Origin of the sequence: Mediterraneibacter sp. 210702-DFI.3.120 (assembly GCF_020561005.1) — a bacterium.
GTDB lineage: Bacteria > Bacillota > Clostridia > Lachnospirales > Lachnospiraceae > Mediterraneibacter > Mediterraneibacter faecis.
Window position 1 is genome coordinate 1 of the sequence record NZ_JAJCNG010000003.1, and the last position, 18771, is coordinate 18771.

At 36.7% G+C, this 18771-nt stretch carries 16 protein-coding genes and 1 pseudogene; 15 read left to right on the plus strand and 2 right to left on the minus strand.

Features of this window, described 5'->3' with window-relative positions:
* The first annotated feature begins 296 nt into the window (after positions 1 to 296).
* The 5 genes from LI162_RS02685 (at position 297) to LI162_RS02705 (ending at position 6371) form a co-directional block, all read left to right on the plus strand.
* The gene (locus LI162_RS02685; RefSeq protein ID WP_227155685.1) at positions 297 to 2408 is read left to right on the plus strand and encodes a penicillin-binding transpeptidase domain-containing protein; all 2112 of its coding nucleotides are present in this window, start codon (positions 297 to 299) and stop codon (positions 2406 to 2408) included.
* A gap of 10 nt (positions 2409 to 2418) precedes the next feature.
* A complete protein-coding gene (locus LI162_RS02690; RefSeq protein ID WP_227155687.1) occupies positions 2419 to 2799 on the plus strand; it encodes a DUF6070 family protein in 381 nt (126 codons plus the stop codon).
* Positions 2800 to 2854: 55 nt separating this feature from the next.
* Positions 2855 to 3694, plus strand: coding sequence for a hypothetical protein (locus LI162_RS02695; RefSeq protein ID WP_021740685.1), 840 nt, complete (start codon positions 2855 to 2857; stop codon positions 3692 to 3694).
* A 257-nt stretch (positions 3695 to 3951) separates the two neighbouring features.
* Positions 3952 to 5130, plus strand: a complete 1179-nt coding sequence (locus LI162_RS02700) for a DUF6070 family protein (protein ID WP_226901230.1) — start codon at positions 3952 to 3954, stop codon at positions 5128 to 5130.
* 8 nt (positions 5131 to 5138) lie between these two features.
* Positions 5139 to 6371 (plus strand): DUF6070 family protein, encoded by a 1233-nt coding sequence (locus tag LI162_RS02705; protein WP_005610830.1) that lies wholly within the window; start codon positions 5139 to 5141, stop codon positions 6369 to 6371.
* Between the two features lie 64 nt (positions 6372 to 6435).
* On the opposite strand, the gene LI162_RS02710 is transcribed toward LI162_RS02705, so the two are convergent.
* Positions 6436 to 8235 carry a BlaR1 family beta-lactam sensor/signal transducer gene (locus LI162_RS02710; RefSeq protein ID WP_082430384.1) on the minus strand — a complete coding sequence of 600 codons (1800 nt, stop codon included), beginning with the start codon at positions 8233 to 8235 and terminating at the stop codon, positions 6436 to 6438.
* A gap of 21 nt (positions 8236 to 8256) precedes the next feature.
* Positions 8257 to 8625, minus strand: a complete 369-nt coding sequence (locus LI162_RS02715) for a BlaI/MecI/CopY family transcriptional regulator (protein WP_227155689.1) — start codon at positions 8623 to 8625, stop codon at positions 8257 to 8259.
* Between the two features lie 271 nt (positions 8626 to 8896).
* Here LI162_RS02715 and LI162_RS02720 point away from each other — a divergent pair.
* The 10 genes and pseudogenes from LI162_RS02720 to LI162_RS02760 form a co-directional block, all read left to right on the plus strand.
* A pseudogene (locus LI162_RS02720) lies at positions 8897 to 9166 on the plus strand (DEAD/DEAH box helicase family protein); the annotation flags it as partial.
* Positions 9167 to 9386: 220 nt separating this feature from the next.
* Positions 9387 to 9839 (plus strand): DUF6650 family protein, encoded by a 453-nt coding sequence (locus LI162_RS02725; RefSeq protein WP_115624650.1) that lies wholly within the window; start codon positions 9387 to 9389, stop codon positions 9837 to 9839.
* Positions 9840 to 9883: 44 nt separating this feature from the next.
* Complete coding sequence (locus LI162_RS02730; RefSeq protein WP_131918281.1) at positions 9884 to 11137, plus strand: hypothetical protein; 1254 nt, start codon at positions 9884 to 9886, stop codon at positions 11135 to 11137.
* Positions 11138 to 11269: 132 nt separating this feature from the next.
* Entirely contained in the window at positions 11270 to 12097 is an 828-nt protein-coding gene (locus tag LI162_RS02735) for a ParA family protein (RefSeq protein WP_156734687.1), read from the plus strand.
* A complete protein-coding gene (locus tag LI162_RS02740; RefSeq protein ID WP_173903441.1) occupies positions 12051 to 12989 on the plus strand; it encodes a ParB/RepB/Spo0J family partition protein in 939 nt (312 codons plus the stop codon). Before LI162_RS02735 ends, LI162_RS02740 begins: the two co-directional genes overlap by 47 nt.
* 265 nt (positions 12990 to 13254) lie before the next feature.
* Positions 13255 to 16323, plus strand: a complete 3069-nt coding sequence (locus LI162_RS02745) for a VaFE repeat-containing surface-anchored protein (protein ID WP_202031808.1) — start codon at positions 13255 to 13257, stop codon at positions 16321 to 16323.
* Positions 16295 to 16609, plus strand: coding sequence for a hypothetical protein (locus tag LI162_RS02750; protein ID WP_117889244.1), 315 nt, complete (start codon positions 16295 to 16297; stop codon positions 16607 to 16609). Before LI162_RS02745 ends, LI162_RS02750 begins: the two co-directional genes overlap by 29 nt.
* A complete protein-coding gene (locus LI162_RS15535) occupies positions 16593 to 16718 on the plus strand; it encodes a hypothetical protein (protein ID WP_005341722.1) in 126 nt (41 codons plus the stop codon). The genes LI162_RS02750 and LI162_RS15535 overlap by 17 nt, the downstream gene beginning before the upstream one ends.
* Entirely contained in the window at positions 16708 to 17181 is a 474-nt protein-coding gene (locus LI162_RS02755) for a JAB domain-containing protein (protein ID WP_006426187.1), read from the plus strand. Before LI162_RS15535 ends, LI162_RS02755 begins: the two co-directional genes overlap by 11 nt.
* 232 nt (positions 17182 to 17413) lie before the next feature.
* A complete protein-coding gene (locus LI162_RS02760; RefSeq protein WP_009268661.1) occupies positions 17414 to 18769 on the plus strand; it encodes an AAA family ATPase in 1356 nt (451 codons plus the stop codon).
* The last annotated feature ends 2 nt before the right edge of the window (positions 18770 to 18771 follow it).

Consider the following 18771-nt stretch of genomic DNA (forward strand, 5'->3'; position numbering starts at 1 on the left):
AACCCCACAAGTTTACTTGTGATCGAGGATTTCTTTTTATATGCATCGTGCGACGCACGTATAGCGAGATGAAGCGAAGCGAAATCGAGCTAAGCGTGCTTGTGCGGATGTCTTGATGCACCTACAATGCACAAGCTGTACCTAGACCAAAACCCCACAAGTTTACTTGTGATCGAGGATTTCTTTTTATATGCATCGTGCGACGTACGTATATAATGCCTAAGAAAAGACTTGACTTTCAGATATTACAAGTGTAAGATTTAAGAAAATAAAAGCGTTGAAAGAAAGTGGTATCTATGAAAAGAAAACGGAAAAAGCAAAACACTCAAAAATCTTACATTTGTAAGATTTTTGGGCTGATAGTAGCTATAACAGTAATTGCTGTTTCGGGAGGTGTTTTATTAAAAAGGACGATAACGGAATCACCAGAAGACACACTTGTGGAATATATGAACCATATTGAAAAAAAGGAATATGAAGTAATGTATACTATGATAGATTCAGATGAAAAAGTTTATCTGACAAAAGAAGAATACATACAACGAAATTCTAAGATATACGAAGGAATAGAGGTCAGTGACATTAAAATCAGTCATATAGCTGTGAAAGAGAAAAAAGCAGATACAGTTACGCTTTCGTATGAAACATCATGTAATACAATTGCCGGAACAATACAATTTGACAATATGGCGGAACTGAAGAAGACGAAACAGGGATATAAATTAGTATGGCAGGATAGCCTGATTTTTCCAGATTTAGAGAGTGATGATAAAATAAGTGTTACTACATCAAAAGCGGAGAGAGGAGAAATATTAGACCGAGATGGTAAAATGCTTGCAGGAAAAGGAGTAGCAACATCAGTTGGCATTATACCGGGAAAGCTGGAAGACAGGAATGTATCTATTGAAAAAATAGCGGAGTTATTAGAGATAGATGTAGAAACAATAAATAACAAACTCACAGCAAAGTGGGTAAAAGAAGATTCTTTTGTACCAATTGAAACAATTCCAAAAGTAAAAGAAACAGATTTAATGAAAATACAGCCAGAAGAAAAGACACTTGAGGAGCAGGATTGTCAGAACAAACTTTTGGAAATTCCAGGGGTTATGCTATCAGATGTGGAAGTTAGAACCTATGAGTTAGGGGAGGCAGCAGCTCATTTAATTGGTTATGTACAGTCTGTAACAGCAGAAGATTTGGAAAATCATCCAGGGGAAGGATATTCAGCAGAAAGTGTAATCGGAAGATCTGGGGTGGAAAAGTTATACGAAAAGCAATTAAAAGGAAAAGATGGTTGTGATATAAAGATTTTGGATAGTAATGGGGAAGTAAAAGAGGTTCTTGCAAGTATTTTTAAAGAAGATGGTATGGATATAAGATTAACGATAGATTCCGATTTGCAAAAATCATTATACGAGCAGTTTAAAGAAGATCCGGGGTGTTCTGTCGCAATGAATCCTTATACGGGAGAAGTATTGGCTTTGGTAAGTACCCCTTCTTATGATAATAATGAATTTATACGGGGCTTATCATCAGAGAAATGGACATCATTAAACGAAGATGAAAAGAAACCATTATATAATCGTTTCCGTCAAGTATGGTGTCCTGGCTCAGCATTTAAACCAGTTGTGGCAGGAATTGGGTTGAAAACGGGAAGCATAGATCCAAAAGAAGATTTTGGAAATGAAGGTTTGGCATGGCAGAAAGATTCGTCTTGGGGATCTTATCAAGTGACAACACTTCATGAATATGAACCGGTTATTATGAAAAATGCAATTATCTATTCTGATAATATTTATTTTGCAAAGGCAGCTCTTAAAATTGGTAGTGAGAATTTCATGAATACTTTAAATGAAATAGGATTTAATCAGGATATGCCGTTTGAGATTGCGATGCAGGAATCAACATATTCCAATACAGATAAAATAGAAACAGAAATACAATTGGCAGATAGTGGTTATGGGCAAGGGCAGATTCTTGTAAATCCATTACATCTGGCAAGTATTTATACTTCATTTTTAAATGAAGGGAATATGATAAAACCGTATTTGAAATACAAAGAAGAAGCATCCGGTGAAACATGGATAGAAAATGCGTTTAGCAAAGAAAATGTAGAAGAAATTATGCAAGGGGTGGAAGGTGTTGTAAATGATCCGGAAGGAACCGGATATGCTGCACATCGTGACGATATTTTGCTGGCTGGAAAAACAGGGACAGCCGAGTTGAAGGCAACGAAAGAAGATACTTCTGGCAAAGAAATCGGGTGGTTTTCGGTGTTTACGGCAGATAAAAGCGTGGACAAACCAATTCTTCTTATCAGTATGGTTGAGAATGTGAAAGGAATCGGTGGAAGTGGTTATGTTGTTAAAAAAGATGCAACAGTATTGGATGAGTATTTTGAAGGATAAAAAAATTTTTATGGGGAATTATTACATATGTAAGATATTTGCGATGATATTGATAGTTCTTATTGTTTTTACAGGGTGCGGACAAAATCGAATTACGGAAAAAGAAGAAAAGAAAGAAACCGTAGAATCTGAAATGAATGCAGAAGTAAAAAAAACAGCACAAACTTTTCGGTTTGTTTATATGAAGGAGAAGTCGGAGTTAAATACATTAAAGGTGAAAAGAAAAATTATCAATTGTCTGGAAGAAAAAGGATATGCGGCAGTAGATTGTGATAATCAGATTGATATGGTCAATCGTGAAAAAGTGGAAGATTTTTGCAAAACAGCGGAGAAAGAAGAACAGGCAGCAGTAGATATTGTACAACCGAACAGAGATTCGCTACAATATTAATTTATGTATAATTATGTTGTAGGTACAAAAATAGTGTGACAGCGAGGTAGAGAAAATGGAAGAGCAGATAAAAAAGATTTATGAAAAGCAGAAAAATGGACGCATCAGGATGATACGGAATGTGCTGTTGATTTATGCAGCATTGATTTGTGTGGTGAGTATTTTCAAAGGAAATCCGTTCCCGCATCAGGAGACAGTACTCTTTTTCGATGTGAAGCAGCCGGGCTGGGTCACGACAGATCCCTGGCTTCTGTGGATTTGCGTGGTGGTTGATCTGATTGCAGGTATATTCATTTTAATCAGGGACATTCTCAGAGATTTTTCAAAAATTGACCGGATTCTGTCACAGCAATGTGATGCAGAAAAATATTCAGAAATGCTGGAAGAGTTGGTAAAGTACGGAAAGAGCTTGGATTATCATGGATTTCAAAAAAGTGTCATGCTGATAGCTGAGTCTAAATATGTAGTTGCACTGATCATAAATGGGCAGTTGCAGAAGGCAGAAGAGTATATAAAGAATGAATGGGAAGGAAAAAGAGAGGGACGTTCCTGGCAGCAGGTCATGACGAATCTCGAACTGTCGAAGAAATATCAGGAGAAAGATGCGGCAGGTTATTCGGCTACATTAGAAAAAGCAGGGAAAGTATTTCAAAAGAATCCACTGTTTATGGCAAAAAATTTGATGCTGAAAGGTGAAGATGAGGCAGCAGTAAGATTACTGGAAAATGATACGGAAAAGCTGCCTTATTATGAGGTTACACGCAGATTCCTGCTGGGAGTATGTTACTACCGAATCGGAAAAGAAGAGCAGGGAAAAGAATGTATGGAATATGTAATTGGGCATGGAAATACGTTGAAGTGCAAAGAAGAAGCGGAAAAATATGTAACAGTGTAAGTAAGGATGTTCTTTAAAATGACAGGGTAACAAAAATGGAGAAGATATAGAGGATGGTAATAAAATAGGATATATCGCACATAAAGATGGTGAATCTGGAGTATACAATTCCTGAAAATAGACTTGGTTTTTAAATATTACAAGTGTAAGATTTAAGGAACAAAAAAATTAGAAGAAAGGAATCGGTGGAAGTGGTTATGTTGTTAAAAAAGATGCAACAGTATTGGATGAGTATTTTGAAGGATAAAAAAATTTTTATGGGGAATTATTACATATGTAAGATATTTGCGATGATATTGATAGTTCTTATTGTTTTTACAGGGTGCGGACAAAATCGAATTACGGAAAAAGAAGAAAAGAAAGAAACCGTAGAATCTGAAATGAATGCAGAAGTAAAAAAAACAGCACAAACTTTTCGGTTTGTTTATATGAAGGAGAAGTCGGAGTTAAATACATTAAAGGTGAAAAGAAAAATTATCAATTGTCTGGAAGAAAAAGGATATGCGGCAGTAGATTGTGATAATCAGATTGATATGGTCAATCGTGAAAAAGTAGAAGATTTTTGCAAAGCAGCAGAGAAAGAAGAACAGGCAGCAGTAGATATTGTTGTTGTATTTGATGAAGGGGAAATTATACAATATCATTTAGAGTCAATGAATGGAAAGATAAATGTTCGATTATGTCAGGTTAAATGGAAGGATAATAGCCCACAGGCTAATTATTATGATGAATATGAAGCATATGAGTGGAAATATACAGAAAAAGGATACTTGTTTCTGGAGGAATATCACCCACCGGGATTTGATGGAGCACCGGGTGAAACTGGATTCAGAGTGCAGCCATTAGATAAAACATGCCGAGAATTGAATCGAAAATATGTTATGCCGTTGGGGTATGCACTTAATAATCTGTTGATTACAAATTGGGATAACCAGAATTATACGGAACTTGATTTTTATGATCTTTATGAAAAAATGTATTATATGAAATATGGAAAGCAAGTTCCATATGAAGCAAATTATGGTGGAGCAGAATATGAAGTTCCAAAAGATGAGTTTGAAGAGGTTATAAAGACCTATTTACCATTTAGTAATAGCGAGATTGAAAAAGGAACTTTTTATAACTCTGATAATAGAACTTTTAGATACAGACCGCGAGGGTTATATGATTGTGAATTCCCATATGAGCCATATCCGGAAGTTATCTCATATGAAAAATTACAAGATGGAACATTAAAACTTACGATAGAAGCAGTATGGGAAATCAGAATGTTAGATCAGGCAATCACCAGTGAATTGATGATAAAACCTATGGAAGACGGAAGTTTCCAGTATTTATCAAATAAGGTAATCAAGTCAGATCAAAATGCAAATGCAGGGTGGTATATGCCAAGGTTAACAGAAGAAGAGTGGGAAGAGAATTACAGTAATAATTAGGGGGCAATATGAAAAGAAAAAGTATTTTGTTAGTACTTTGTATAGGAATGATTCTGACTTCCTGTGAAAGTAAGATATCGTTAAACAGCACAGATGTAAAAAATGAGAAGAATCAGAAAAACACTACCATGGAAAATCCGGATAAGGGATATAATCTACCAATCGATGAAGACAAGAAAAAGGAAGCTGTGAACGATTGTGAAGAAATTATGGGCATTATCCGAGATATTTATTCTGAATATAATGGAATACAAGAAGCAGATCAGAACACTGCTGAGCAAATGATGAATCGGATGAAAGAAATTATCAAACAAAATGGGAATCCGGTCATTGGTTCCGATCATTATTCTGTTATGGATAATTATCAGAAGATGGAACAATTTTTAAAATCTGCAGAACAAGAAGAAAAAGGAAGTGTAATTTTATATGAAGCAGATACAGATGGTGGAATTACCAGAAAAGAATATAGTTATGATGGAAAAGAAATGAGTGTGATGTCCGCAAAAATGATCTGGAGTGAGGATACAGAGCCTGTACTTACATACATATCGCTATCAAAAATAAAAGAATGGGCATATACTGAAAATGGGAATTTCTGTTATGAATTATGCGTACCTGAACCACCGGAAGTGACAGAGATTGTAGATGGAAGTTGTATTATCCGGGTAAAGCCTTTGAGTGAGGAGTGTCGGGAATATTCAAAAAAATATGTGAGTACGTTCGGCTATCAGGGAAACAATCTGTTATGTTCAAACTGGAATGCGGAGGATATGCAGGGGTTGGATTATAATGGACTTTATGAATATTTTTATCAAATGAAATATGGAGAAAAATTTACGGCAGAAAAAGAGGTTGTGGGAATTCCAGCAGAAGAGTTCGAAAATGTAATTATGACATATCTTCCTGTTACAAAAGAAGAATTGAAAGAATGGGCGGTCTACGATGAACAAAGTAATATGTTTATCTGGGAACGATTGGGATGTGGTAATTATTCACCAACACATTTTGGCTTGTCTTTACCGGAAGTAACAGAAGTCAGGCATAATGAAGATGGAACCATTGTTTTGACAATTCATGCAGTATGTGATTCTGTTGTATGTAATGATGCTGTTATTACACACGAACTTACGATGAAAATTCAGGATGATGGAACGATTCAGTATGTTGGAAACAGGATTTTAGATAATGGTATTGATAATATACCGAGGTATCAGTACCGGTTAGGTAATTTGCAGAATTGATCAGTAGAGAAGAATGAAATAAAGAGAACTGATAACAGGAAATTATGCTATCAGTTCTCTTTATTTATTTCCAAATACCAAGATTAGAAAGTACAGATTCTGTTATTTCGGTAGCCTGACTTCCAGTTGCACCAGAAGAGGATTGAATATTTGTTGCGAAGTAGTAAGTATTATTCGCTGTTTCAATGTATCCGATAAACCAGCCATTGACATCTTTACCATTGACACGCCCGGTTCCTGTTTTCCCGTAAAGAGAACCGGAAGAAGTAGTGGAAAGCAGCAGGGCTTTTTTTACTGCCTGGATATTTTTACTGTCAAAATGAAAATTATTTTGATAGAAATCCTGTAACAATTCCACCTGTTCTATGGGTGATATCTTCAGAGAGAAATCTGTCCAATAGAGATTTAGATTTGTTCCAGTATTTTGATTCCCATAGTTTATTGTCTGTAAAAATGTTCTTACGGCTTCAAAACCTGCCTGTGAATCAATTGCCTGAAAATACCAGTTTACAGAATTATGTATAGCCGAGGTTAAATCTTGATCGGCTTCCCATGAATTAAAAGGATATGGTTCTCCATTCCATGTGAAAGTGGAATGTTCTGGTGTAATAATTCCAGATTCCAAGCCAAGTAATGCATCATATATTTTATAAGTCGAATTCGGTGATACACGTGTGGAAGCATGATCCATATTATAAATATTCCATTTATCAGCAGACTGATTATATAAAACAAAACTTCCGGTGTAGTCCCCAAAATTGGAAGAAAGATTTAGCTGAGTAATATTCTTTTCGGTTGTGTCAAAATGATAGCCAGTTTGATCAGAAGCATAAACAGAAAGTATGGGAATGCATCCAATGATGATAGTAGAGACGAATATGCATATAAGATATCCACGAATTTTTTGTTTAAAAGTAGGTTGGTGGAATGATGCAATATTTAAAATGCGTCCTTTTAACTGTTTTATATTTCCACTGATTCCCATAGTAAGAGGGAATGGAGACAGAGCTATTGTTTCGGCAAAGTTAATCAGTGTATTTCCATATGACTTGTATTCTGTTTCTTTCAATAATTGTAATACAGCACTGTCGCAGGCAAGTTCGCGTTCCTGCCGTATTCTTTTTAGAAAATACCAGATTAGGGGATTGAACCAGTAGAAAACATGTACTGTATTTATCAAATATCCAATTAGAATATCTTTATGCTTGTAGTGCTGCAGTTCATGAAGAAGCATATATCGAATATCAGTTGAGCTTATAGTTCCAGCGTTAAAATCTGAAATCAAGTGAATTGGAAGATAAATGCGAGGATGCAGGAAACCAGCCAAAACAGGAGATTTCAAAAATGCTGTACTATAAATCGGAATGGTATGCTTGCTGTTCACTTCGTTTAAACATTCTATATAAAGAGCGTTTAGTTCTTCATTTTGAAGAGGTAAAGCAGAACTATGTAAGGCGTTTACTTGTCTTACTGAGCGGTAGAGAAGAAAAAACATTATGAATATACCGATACTCCAGAAAAATACAAGTAATGTGTGAATAAAAGTTGGTATTTGGGTGCTGACAGAGACAGCAAAATCATTTATTTTATCCAAATTATAACCATTACCAGAAAGAAAAGTGGTTTGAATGTCACCATTGGTACTTGAACTGGCTGTCAGCAAATGGCTCCACGATATAGAAGATGGGGCAGAGCTTATTGGTAAAAAGGGAACAATTAGAACGGCAAGAAATATAATCGAAAGATTATATTGCATACGTGCGGATAATTGCCTTTGCAATAAATTTTTTAATCCCAGTAAACTACCTAAAAAAATACAAATGATGGCATTACACAGTAAAAATCGAAAACTAAAATATATCAAAATATGCTCCTCCTCCCATGGTTAATGATTGGAAAGAAGATTCCGTAAGCTGGCAATGTCTTCTTCAGACAATTTATCATCCTCAATGTAAGAGGCAAGCATAGAAGTGATATTACCATTATAATATCGTTTTAAAAAAGAATTACTTTCCTGCCGAATATATTCGTCTTCTTTGACCAATGGAGTATAGACAAAAACCCGGCTTTGTTTTTCGTAGGTTAGTGCTTTTTTAGAAACGAGACGTTTAATCAATGTCTGAATTGTTTTAGGACTCCAACGGGAAATTTGTGTTAATTTTTCAGTAATTTCATTGGTGCTGATTGATGCATATTTCCAAACGATTTTCATAACTTCAAATTCGGCTTCTGAAATTTGAGGCAGATTGCTCATGTGATATTCCTCCAAATCTTACAAATGTAATAAAAATATTATATATCTTAAAAGGTTATTCTGTCAACGAAATAAAAAATTTGACTTTAAATCCAGATACATTTTAAAGGTATGTAGAATCGAGCTAAGATGTAAAAGTACAGAACAAACATTCGATTTAGTTCTGTACTTTTTTTCTCCTGAATGATATACTATACAAGTAACAATACTAAGAAAACAACTACTATTTCTAAAATATCACCGCTAAATTAGAGCGATCAGGAGAAATTACATGGATCATTTTGAATTAGTATCACAATACAACCCAACTGGCGACCAGCCGCAGGCAATTAAAGAGCTGGTCGAAGGCTTCAAAGAAGGAAACCAGTGTCAGACGTTGCTTGGCGTTACTGGATCTGGTAAGACATTTACCATGGCGAATGTTATTCAACAGATGAACAAGCCGACATTGATTATTGCACATAATAAGACGCTGGCTGCGCAGCTGTATGGGGAATTCAAAGAGTTCTTTCCAAATAACGCAGTGGAATATTTTGTCTCCTAGCATGAGAAAGTCACAAAACAGGTGGTATTTTGTGGTATGTGGGTGGTTGAACATCCAGATGTTGTGGAAGTGGTAGTGGTGAGAGTATAGGTGAAAAGCGGGTGGATGAAGAGGTTTTGTGACTTTTCATTGCCTGCTTTTTCGGTTATGGAATGCAAAAAATTGATGTATAGGGGTTGAAAAGTTGGTAAGATAGATCGGGAGGTGTGAGAAGTAAATGGGAATAAAAATAAATGGGGTATCAATTCCGGTAGGTGGGATATCTTGGGAATATACTGAGTCTAAGAAAAAGGGTATACAAGAGATGTTTTATTATTTGGAATCAAAGAGAATTTTAACCAATCCAATGGAAATGGAGATCAAAGAGTGGAGTGAAAAATCAGCTATAGAAATAAAAAATAAACTGGTAGAAATACTTTCTAAATATGAGTATGATCGGATTACTGTAAAAATTATCAAAGCAATGATTGATACATGTAACGAATTTTTAGATGATATGCAGAAAATTGATGCAAGTGGAATTATATATAAAAATTCACAAAAGGATTGGTGTGATATGCGTTATTCTGCTGCAATGAAGAAATTTCGTAAAAATTTTAGGTATAATATAAAATTGCTTACAGAAGAATATGATATAGAATTTTTGAAAGAAATTCCAGAAGAATATTAAATAAACGAAGATGTAGAAAATGAAATAATTGGTAAATACAATTTGTGAAAGATGAAGGTAAAGCGATGCAAGATATGATGTGGCCTAGACAAGATGCGAATATTATGGATTATGGCAAAGAAAGTTTATACAAATTCAATTTAAAATGTTCGGGGAATGTAAGCGAGAACTTTTCAAAGTTTGGAGACGTTTTTTTTAAAGCAGCACATGTGATTACGGAATATATATTGGAAAGACAGAGAATTGGTGAATTAGATTGTTATTTTTTCCCAGTGGCATATTTATATAGACACAGTTTAGAATTGAAATTGAAAGCTATTGCTTTTAAATATATTGAAGATTCGGGAGAAATATTTATTAAAGAAACTTTTCATAATCTTATTAAAATTTTAGAGTATATTGAACCTTTCATAAGAGATGAAATAAACACTGATGAAGATGCATATTTATGGATGAAAGCTCTTTTTGAAGATATGAATCCTATTGATAAAGATTCAGATGCTTTTCGTTATCCTTTTAAAATTGAAATAAGGAAAGATGAAGTATGGGGAGACAAGCAGTACACAATAAAGAAGTTTTTTGAGGGACAAAAACACATCAATTTAATTGCGTTCGCAAATAAGATGGAAATAGTATTTGACATATTGTGTTCATATTATGAGAATAAAAAGAAAAGATATGAAGAGTATAAAAAATATAATACAGTTTTTTTAGAAGAAGGCGGGGAGTATTATTGCCAAAGCGTAATAGGATATGATTATAGTAAAGCATTTTATGGACCTATGGTAAAGGGATACTCTGAATCAGCAGAATATTTGGGAGATTTAATAATTGGTGATTCAAAGTTAAAAGAAACGTATTTTTTCCCAATGTGCTATCTATACAGAAATGCATTGGAATTAGAATTAAAACAAATATGGTTTGAAGAGTGTGCTTTTGGATTTCAGGAAAGATGTAAAAAGTTATCGAAGAGTAAGCACTCATTTGAAAAATTGTGGAATATGATAAATGAAGACTTAATTCGCCATTCCCAAGGAGAGGGAGATAAATCTGTTATCACATATGCAGAACGATATATATTACAAATAAATGCGTTAGATTCCTCCTCAAGTGTGTTTAGGTATCCAGTAAATAAATATGGAAGATATCATTTTGTAAAGAATAAATATGTTGATGCAAGAAATGTTGGTGAATTTTTTAAAGAAATATCTGAGTTTTTGCAGTGTGTTGATATGATGATGGATGATCATAATCAGTGTTTAGCTGATATGGCAGCTGAATATGCAGACTACTATTAAAAAATCTTGCAATATAATACATAGCCGATTGGTTCACCAAGAATCAGTCGGCTTTTTCATACCCATTTTTATACATAGCCAGTCCCGTAAAACGGATTGGCTATTAAATTTTTCGAGGAAGGAGGAAACTATATGACCAAGTGTAAAGTAATTGCCCTTGCAAATCAGAAGGGAGGAACAGCCAAGACCACAACAACATTAAATCTTGGAATTGGTCTTGCACATCAGGGGCGAAAAGTATTATTGGTCGATGCTGATCCACAGGGAGATCTAACAACTGCATTGGGGTGGACGAATGCGGACAGTCTTCCGGTTACATTGGAAACGCAGATGAAGAAGATATTACAAGATGAACCATTTGTGTATAATGAAGGCATTTTGCACCATGAAGAAGGAGTAGATATTATTCCGACCAACATTGAATTATCGGGCATGGAAATTTCACTGGTAAATGCCATGAGCAGAGAGCAGACTTTAAAGCTGTATCTGTCAGATTTGAAAAAGGATTATGATTATATTCTGATTGATTGTATGCCTAGTTTGGGAATGTTGACTATCAATGCATTAGCTGCCGCAGACAGTGTAATTGTTCCAGTGCAGGCTCATTATCTTCCATTAAAGGGTATGACACAGCTAATGAAAACAATCGGTAAGGTGCAGAGACAGTTAAATCCTAATCTGAAGATTGATGGAGTATTGCTGACACTTGCAGATATGAGAACAAAACTTGCAAGGACAACAGAGGATAGCCTTAGAGAAAATTATGGGAAACATATCCGAATTTTTAAAACGGTTATTCCAGTGGCTATCACAGCGGCAGAAAGCAGTGCAGCAGGACAGAGCATTTATGAGTATGACAAGAATGGAACTGTTGCAAAGGCGTATGCAGAATTTACGAGGGAGGTGATTCAGTGTGGCGAAAAGCAGAGAAATAAACATGAATCTTCCCTCAGCCGATGACCTTTTTACCACGCAGGAAGAAAGAGACCAGAAGAATCAGGAGCATGTAAAAAATATTTCTGTTTATGACATCAGTGATTTTCCGAACCACCCGTTTAAAGTAAAAATGGACGCTAAAATGGTGGAGACCATTGAAAGTATTCGAGAACATGGTGTATTGGTTCCTGCTCTTGTCAGAGAGAAGCCAACAGGCGGATATGAAATGATTTCCGGACACCGCAGAAAAATGGCAAGTGAATTGGCAGGATTGGAGAGTATTCCTTGTATTGTAAGAAATCTCAGTGATGATGAAGCAGTTATTGTCATGGTTGACAGCAATCTTCAAAGAGAGGAGATATTACCATCAGAGAAAGCATTTGCTTATAAAATGAGATTGGAGGCTATGAATAGGCAAGCAGGAAGACCAAGTAAAAATAATCTGACACCAGTGGTGTCAGATTTAAACGGATTAAGAACAAATGAAGCATTGGGAAAAGAAGTAGGGGAAAGTCGAGAAACAATCCGCCGATATATCCGCCTTACAGAACTTATCCCGGAAATTCTTGAAATGGTCGATGACAAAAAGATTTCTATGCGTCCGGCGGTAGAGCTGTCTTATTTGCCGAAAGAGGAACAGGAGATATTGTACGACACCATGGAGTCGGAGGCTTGTACCCCAAGTCATGCACAGGCAATCAAGATTCGCAAGTTTTCAGCAGAGGGCAGACTGAATGAAGATGTTTTGTTGTCGATTATGGCAGAGGAAAAACCAAATCAGGTAGAGCAGTGGAAAATCCCGAAGAACCGACTGAAAAAATACTTTCCGTCAGGAACTTCACAGCAGAAAATGGAGGAAACCATAATCAAGGCACTGGAATTATACCGGAAACGGGAAAAAAGCAGGGAACGATAGGAATTTTGACACCAGGGGAGAAGTCTATCCGTTGGCAGTCAATAAGAAATCAGCTTTTTCCGGTTTTCCCCTCCCCACACCCTACCCCTTTGGTTTACCAGCAGATTACCAGCCGAAAAGACAATAAGGAGCCGGGAACATCTTCTCTTTCGGAAGGTCAGAGATTCCCACACCCTGCATGACAGCAGGGAACAAACAGCATAAAGCAACAGCAGACGTTCCAGACGGACGTCTTTTTTGATTGAAAAGAAAGGAATTGTAGAAAATGAAGAATATATGGAAACGAGTGTGTACAGGGATTCTTGCCCTGACCACGATTTTAACTGCATTACCGATCACATCGGTTCAAGCAGCGGAAACACAGTATTGGACGGAATCCTCAGAGAGAGTCGGATATATTGAACATGTGATGAATGATGGAACCATTCATTCGACATTCAATGAAGGTCACATGCGAGTAGAAGGCGAAACAGCCTATTGTGTAGATATTAACACTGGATTCAAAAATGGGTATAAAACTAGACACGATGCAAGTTCCAGTATGAGTGCTGCACAGATCGAAGATGTGGCATTGTCACTGGAGTATGTAAAACAGTATAGAGGCAGTCACAGTAACCTGAATGCGAATCAGGGATATCTGTTGGAACAGTGTGTGGTATGGCAGAGACTGAGTGAGTATTTAGGCTGGCAGTGTGATAATGTACGAGCTGCATATTCTGAGATTTCACAGGATATTCAGAATGAAGTGTATGCAGGAGCGAGAGCATTTGTACAGGCGAACAAAGGTCGGTATAAATGTGGAGGATATATCTATACTGGAGAGGGACAGGATCTCGGACAGTTTTGGGCAGAACTGAATGTCGGAAATGCGAAAGTAAAAAAGACAACCGCAAATGAGATTGTCACAAATGGAAATGCAATGTATACCATTGCCGGAGCAATCTTTGGCATATTCTCAGACCAGAATTGCAGCAATCAGATTGGAACACTTACAACAAATGAGAATGGTGAGACAAATGAGGTTGAAGTGACTGCAGGGAATGTTTACATCAAAGAGCTTTCTGCACCGAAGGGATATAAGCTGGATACGACAGTACACAGTCTGAAGGTTGAAGCCGGAAAAACAGCCGTATTAAATGTTTCCGATGTTCCGAAAGTGACAGAGACACTGGTAGACCTGTTTAAGATTGATATGGAGACGGGAAAAGCAACCGCACAGGGTAATGCAGCACTGACAGGAGCAGAATTTACCTGGCATTATTATGACGGACTTTATACAAAAGACAATTTACCAGAGAGAGCAACACGTACCTGGGTTACAAAGACGGTAGCTGAAAAAGACAGTAATGGAACTGTTCATTATGTGACAAAACTGGCAGATGCTTACAAAGTATCAGGAGATACATTTTACACCCAGAATGAAAAAAGCGTATTGCCACTTGGAACACTGACTGTTGAAGAAACCAAAGCACCAGACGGATATTTACTGGACGGAGCTTATATGCAGGCAGGGGACAGTACAGAGCAGATCAAAGGAATGTATCTGACACAGATCACAGAGGACGGAGAACTTGCAGTTCTTTCCGGAAGCAACCAGTATTCCGTATCTGATCAGGTAATCCGAGGTGGTGTGAAGATTCAGAAACGTGATATGGAGACAAAAGACACTAAGGCACAGGGAAGTGCCATATTAAAAGATGCAGCATTTGCAATTATTTCTCTGAACGAGAATCCGGTTCTGGTAGAAGGAAAACTGTACAAGAAAAATGAGACAGTTAAGACAATTCAGACAGGAATTGACGGAGTAGCAACAACATCGGCAGATTTACTTCCATATGGTAAATACAAACTGGAAGAAACCAAAGCACCAGAAGGTTATCTGACTGACGGGGCAAAAGCGATTGAATTTTCCATTACAGAAAATGGAAAAATCGTAGATTTAACAGACGAAAGCCATTCCATTTACAATCAGATTAAACGTGGAGATCTGGAAGGAGTCAAGATTGGAGCTGGCACACATAAGAGACTGGCAAATGTTCCTTTTAAGATTACAAGCAAAACAACCGGAGAGAGCCATATCGTAGTGACAGATAAAAATGGTCAGTTTTCAACCGTTTCCGATTGGGCATCCCATAAGAAAAATACAAATGCCGGAAAGTCCAGTGAGGACGGTATCTGGTTCGGAACTTCTGAGCCGGACGACAGCAAAGGTGCATTACTTTATGACACTTATGAGATTGAGGAGTTATCTTGTGAATCCAACAAAGGCATGAAGCTGATTCCGGCATTTGAAGTTGTTGTGAGCAGAAATAAAGTAACTATCGACCTTGGAACACTGACTGATGAGTATGAAAAAGAGATTACCATTCATACAACTGCAACAGACAAGAAAACAGGCGAAAAAGTAATTGTTGCAGGAAAGAAAGTAACGATTGTGGATACAGTTACTCTGGACGGTCTGGAAGAAGGCAGAAAGTACCAGTTAAAAGGCTGGCAGATGCTGAAAGAGGAAAATGCAGAACTGCTCATTGATGGAAAGCGTGTGGAGAGTGATTACACTTTTGTTGCTGACAGCGAGAAAATGAAAGTAGAGATTTCTTATACGTTTGATGCATCAGAACTTGGCGGACAGAATCTGGTTACATTTGAAGAATTATATGATCTGAAGAATCCGGAAGAACCTGTAAAAGTTGCAGAGCATAAGGACATTGACGATGAAGGTCAGACCGTCCTGATTACGGAGCGAAAGATTTCGATTCATACCATAGCAACGGATAAGAACGGTAAGAAAGAGGTGGAAGCCGGAAAAGATCTGACGATTGTGGATACGGTTACTTTAGAGGGATTGGAAATTGGTACGAACTATAAGTTGTCCGGTTGGCAGATGGTTAAGGCAGAAAATGCCAAGTTACTCATTGATGGCAAAGAGGTTACCAATGATTATGAATTTACAGCGGACAAGGAAAACATGGAAGTGCAGATTGAGTTTACTTTCAACGGCAGCACGCTTGGAGGAAAGCAGCTTGTAACCTTTGAAGAACTGTATGATATGACAAATCCGGAAGAACCGAAAAAGGTAACAGAGCATAAGGATATTGACGATGAAGGTCAGACCGTAACTATCAAAGAAGTACCGGGAACACCAACCCAAGAGATACCGGGTACTACTACAAAGACAAGTAATCCTCCGAAAACAGGAGATACGGCAAATGCAGCTTTATGGATAGCCATTCTGGTATTATCAGCAGCCGGAATCACGGGAGTTCGTATCTGGAATAAAAAGAAACAAGTTAAGAGATTAGGAATTGAAGAAAAGAAAGAAGAGAAGGAGTAAAACAAAGGGCGGCGATAAGCTGCCCTTTGATGATGAAATGGGAAAAAATCAGAAAGCAGTAAAAGTATTACAGCGTTTATTTGATGCTGGGTATGGAACGGAAAAAGAGATTGTCAATATGACGATGGATGAAATGCTTGCTTTGCCAGGAGTAAATGTAGCAGACCTGTGCATTATCAGTGAGTTACAGAAAAGCATTAAGGCAAACAAAGTGATAAGCTATTTGTCAGAGAAAACAGAAGCAAGGGAAGAAACGAAAGGAGCAGATTATGGTGGAACAACCTAAATATTTGGAGATGACATTATCACAATTGAAAGCATATGTGGAATCTTCAGAGAGTAATGTTCTTCTAGTTGTAGAATTTCCAAAAGGAGATCAGAACAATGGAGAATGAATTGGAAGTTGTGAATATCCGTCTGGTAAAAGAACCATCTCTTTATAGTGAGCAGACATTGGACAGTCCACAGGCTGTTGTAGAATTAATGGCGAAGGAGTTATCCCAATATGACAGAGAGGTATTTTGCATCTTGAATATGAAAAATAATGGACAGGTAATCAATATGAATCTGGTCAGTGTTGGAACAATCAATGCCTCGCTGGTAATTCCAAGGGAAGTTTTTAAGAGCAGTATTCTGGCAAATGCTTCTGCAATCATTGGACTTCATAATCATCCCAGTGGTAATGTGAAACCATCAAAAGAGGATATGATTGTTACGAGAAAGCTGCAGAAGTGTGGACAGCTATTGGGAATAGAATTGCTGGATCATATCATTGTCGGTGGAACAAATGGAAAGATGCTCAGTTTCCGAGAAGAAAAGATGTTGAATGTGACAGGAAGGATGGATTGGGAGAGATAGAAGGAAAGTGAATTAGAAGTTTTTATTTACTGTAGTGTTTCAAGTAGCGGCATTAGTAAAATAGTGTCGCTACAAAAAGCTGACTTATACATTGATATTATATGCATAACTCAAAATGAAATTGTTAAAAATAGAAAATAGAACAATATATAACGGAAAAATCTCCAAATAGTAAAATTCACATTGACTGTGAGAAGAGAAAAACATATAATAAAGGTGGAGGTGTATAAGAATGTTAGTAAAAGTAAGTGTTGAAAATTTTAAATCTTTTGATAAAGCAGCAGAGCTGACAATGATTTCCTCAAATAAAATACGAACAAATGCAAATCACAGGTTAAAGATAAAAAGTACCCAGTTATTAAAATATGCAGTAGTTTATGGAGCAAATGCATCTGGAAAGACCAATCTGGCATTGTTCTTTAAATTTTTTAAAGATAGTGTCTGCAATGGTATTCCGATAGAAGCTACACAGATGTTTTGTAAGAATCGGCAGGAGAATAAGGAACGAGAAAGTAGTTTTGAAATTCAGATTACTGTAGGTGACAAATTTTATGCCTATGGTTTTTCTGCAGTTTTAAGCAGACGAAAAGTAACCGGAGAATGGTTATATGAATTATATCAGAATGGTTCAGCAAAATGTCTCTTTGAACGAGAAGGAAGTAAACGTCCGGTGTTAAATGATGGTATTACGCTGACAAACACAGAAAAAAATAAATTTGAAACCTATGCAGATGATTTTGAAGGAAATGAAACATCTTTGTTCCTGACAGAAATGAATCGTGGAAAAAAATATAGCACACGATCTAAATTATTGTTCTTCCGGGATGTATATGATTGGATTCAGAATCATATTTCGATTATCACACCGGATACGCCATTGATTGATTTGGAATATTATTATGATGATAATTCGCTGAAGCTGATTAACAAATTGATCAAAACATTTGATACGGGTATCAGCCAGGTAAAAATTGAAGAAATTACATTGGATGAGTTATCAAATGCATTGCCGAAATCAGTATTTGATAAGATGATGCAGCATGTAAAAAATAGAATGGAAGAGCAGGAAGAACCATCATTCAGAATGACGATGAGGTCGAAGGAAACTTTCTTTAATATCGAAGTTGAAGGACATTCTGAACCGAAGGTCACAACAATCCGATTGCATCATAATAAGTCATTTTATGAGTTCGGTTTTGATGAAGAGTCTGATGGAACAAGAAGATTATTCGATTTGATGGATATGCTGTTGAATAAACGAGAAGATGTTCTTTATGTTGTGGATGAATTGGAGAGAAGCTTACATCCGAAATTGACAGAACGATTTTTGCAATTGTTTATGCAGCTACATGATGAGCAGCGTATGCAGCTATTGTTCACTACACATGAATCATCCATTATGGATCAGGCTATTTTTAGAAGGGATGAAATCTGGTTTGTAGAACGTAACGCAGAAAATGCAAGCTCTATTTATTCCCTGGATCGTTTTAAAGAGAGATATGATAAGGTGTTGAGCAAGGCATATCTGGAAGGAAGATATGGTGCGATACCGGTATTTTCAACATTCGACTTTAGAGAGGAGGAGTAGCC

Bases quoted from the DNA above. Each gene is read 5' to 3' on its own strand.
- LI162_RS02760 (WP_009268661.1), top strand. From the start codon at position 17,414: ATGTTAGTAAAAGTAAGTGTTGAAAATTTTAAATCTTTTGATAAAGCA.
- LI162_RS02725 (WP_115624650.1), top strand. From the start codon at position 9,387: ATGGGAATAAAAATAAATGGGGTATCAATTCCGGTAGGTGGGATATCT.
- LI162_RS02690 (WP_227155687.1), top strand. From the start codon at position 2,419: ATGGGGAATTATTACATATGTAAGATATTTGCGATGATATTGATAGTT.
- LI162_RS02705 (WP_005610830.1), top strand. From the start codon at position 5,139: ATGAAAAGAAAAAGTATTTTGTTAGTACTTTGTATAGGAATGATTCTG.
- LI162_RS02745 (WP_202031808.1), top strand. From the start codon at position 13,255: ATGAAGAATATATGGAAACGAGTGTGTACAGGGATTCTTGCCCTGACC.
- LI162_RS15535 (WP_005341722.1), top strand. From the start codon at position 16,593: ATGGTGGAACAACCTAAATATTTGGAGATGACATTATCACAATTGAAA.
- LI162_RS02715 (WP_227155689.1), bottom strand. From the start codon at position 8,625: ATGAGCAATCTGCCTCAAATTTCAGAAGCCGAATTTGAAGTTATGAAA.
- LI162_RS02685 (WP_227155685.1), top strand. From the start codon at position 297: ATGAAAAGAAAACGGAAAAAGCAAAACACTCAAAAATCTTACATTTGT.
- LI162_RS02755 (WP_006426187.1), top strand. From the start codon at position 16,708: ATGGAGAATGAATTGGAAGTTGTGAATATCCGTCTGGTAAAAGAACCA.
- LI162_RS02695 (WP_021740685.1), top strand. From the start codon at position 2,855: ATGGAAGAGCAGATAAAAAAGATTTATGAAAAGCAGAAAAATGGACGC.
- LI162_RS02735 (WP_156734687.1), top strand. From the start codon at position 11,270: ATGACCAAGTGTAAAGTAATTGCCCTTGCAAATCAGAAGGGAGGAACA.
- LI162_RS02700 (WP_226901230.1), top strand. From the start codon at position 3,952: ATGGGGAATTATTACATATGTAAGATATTTGCGATGATATTGATAGTT.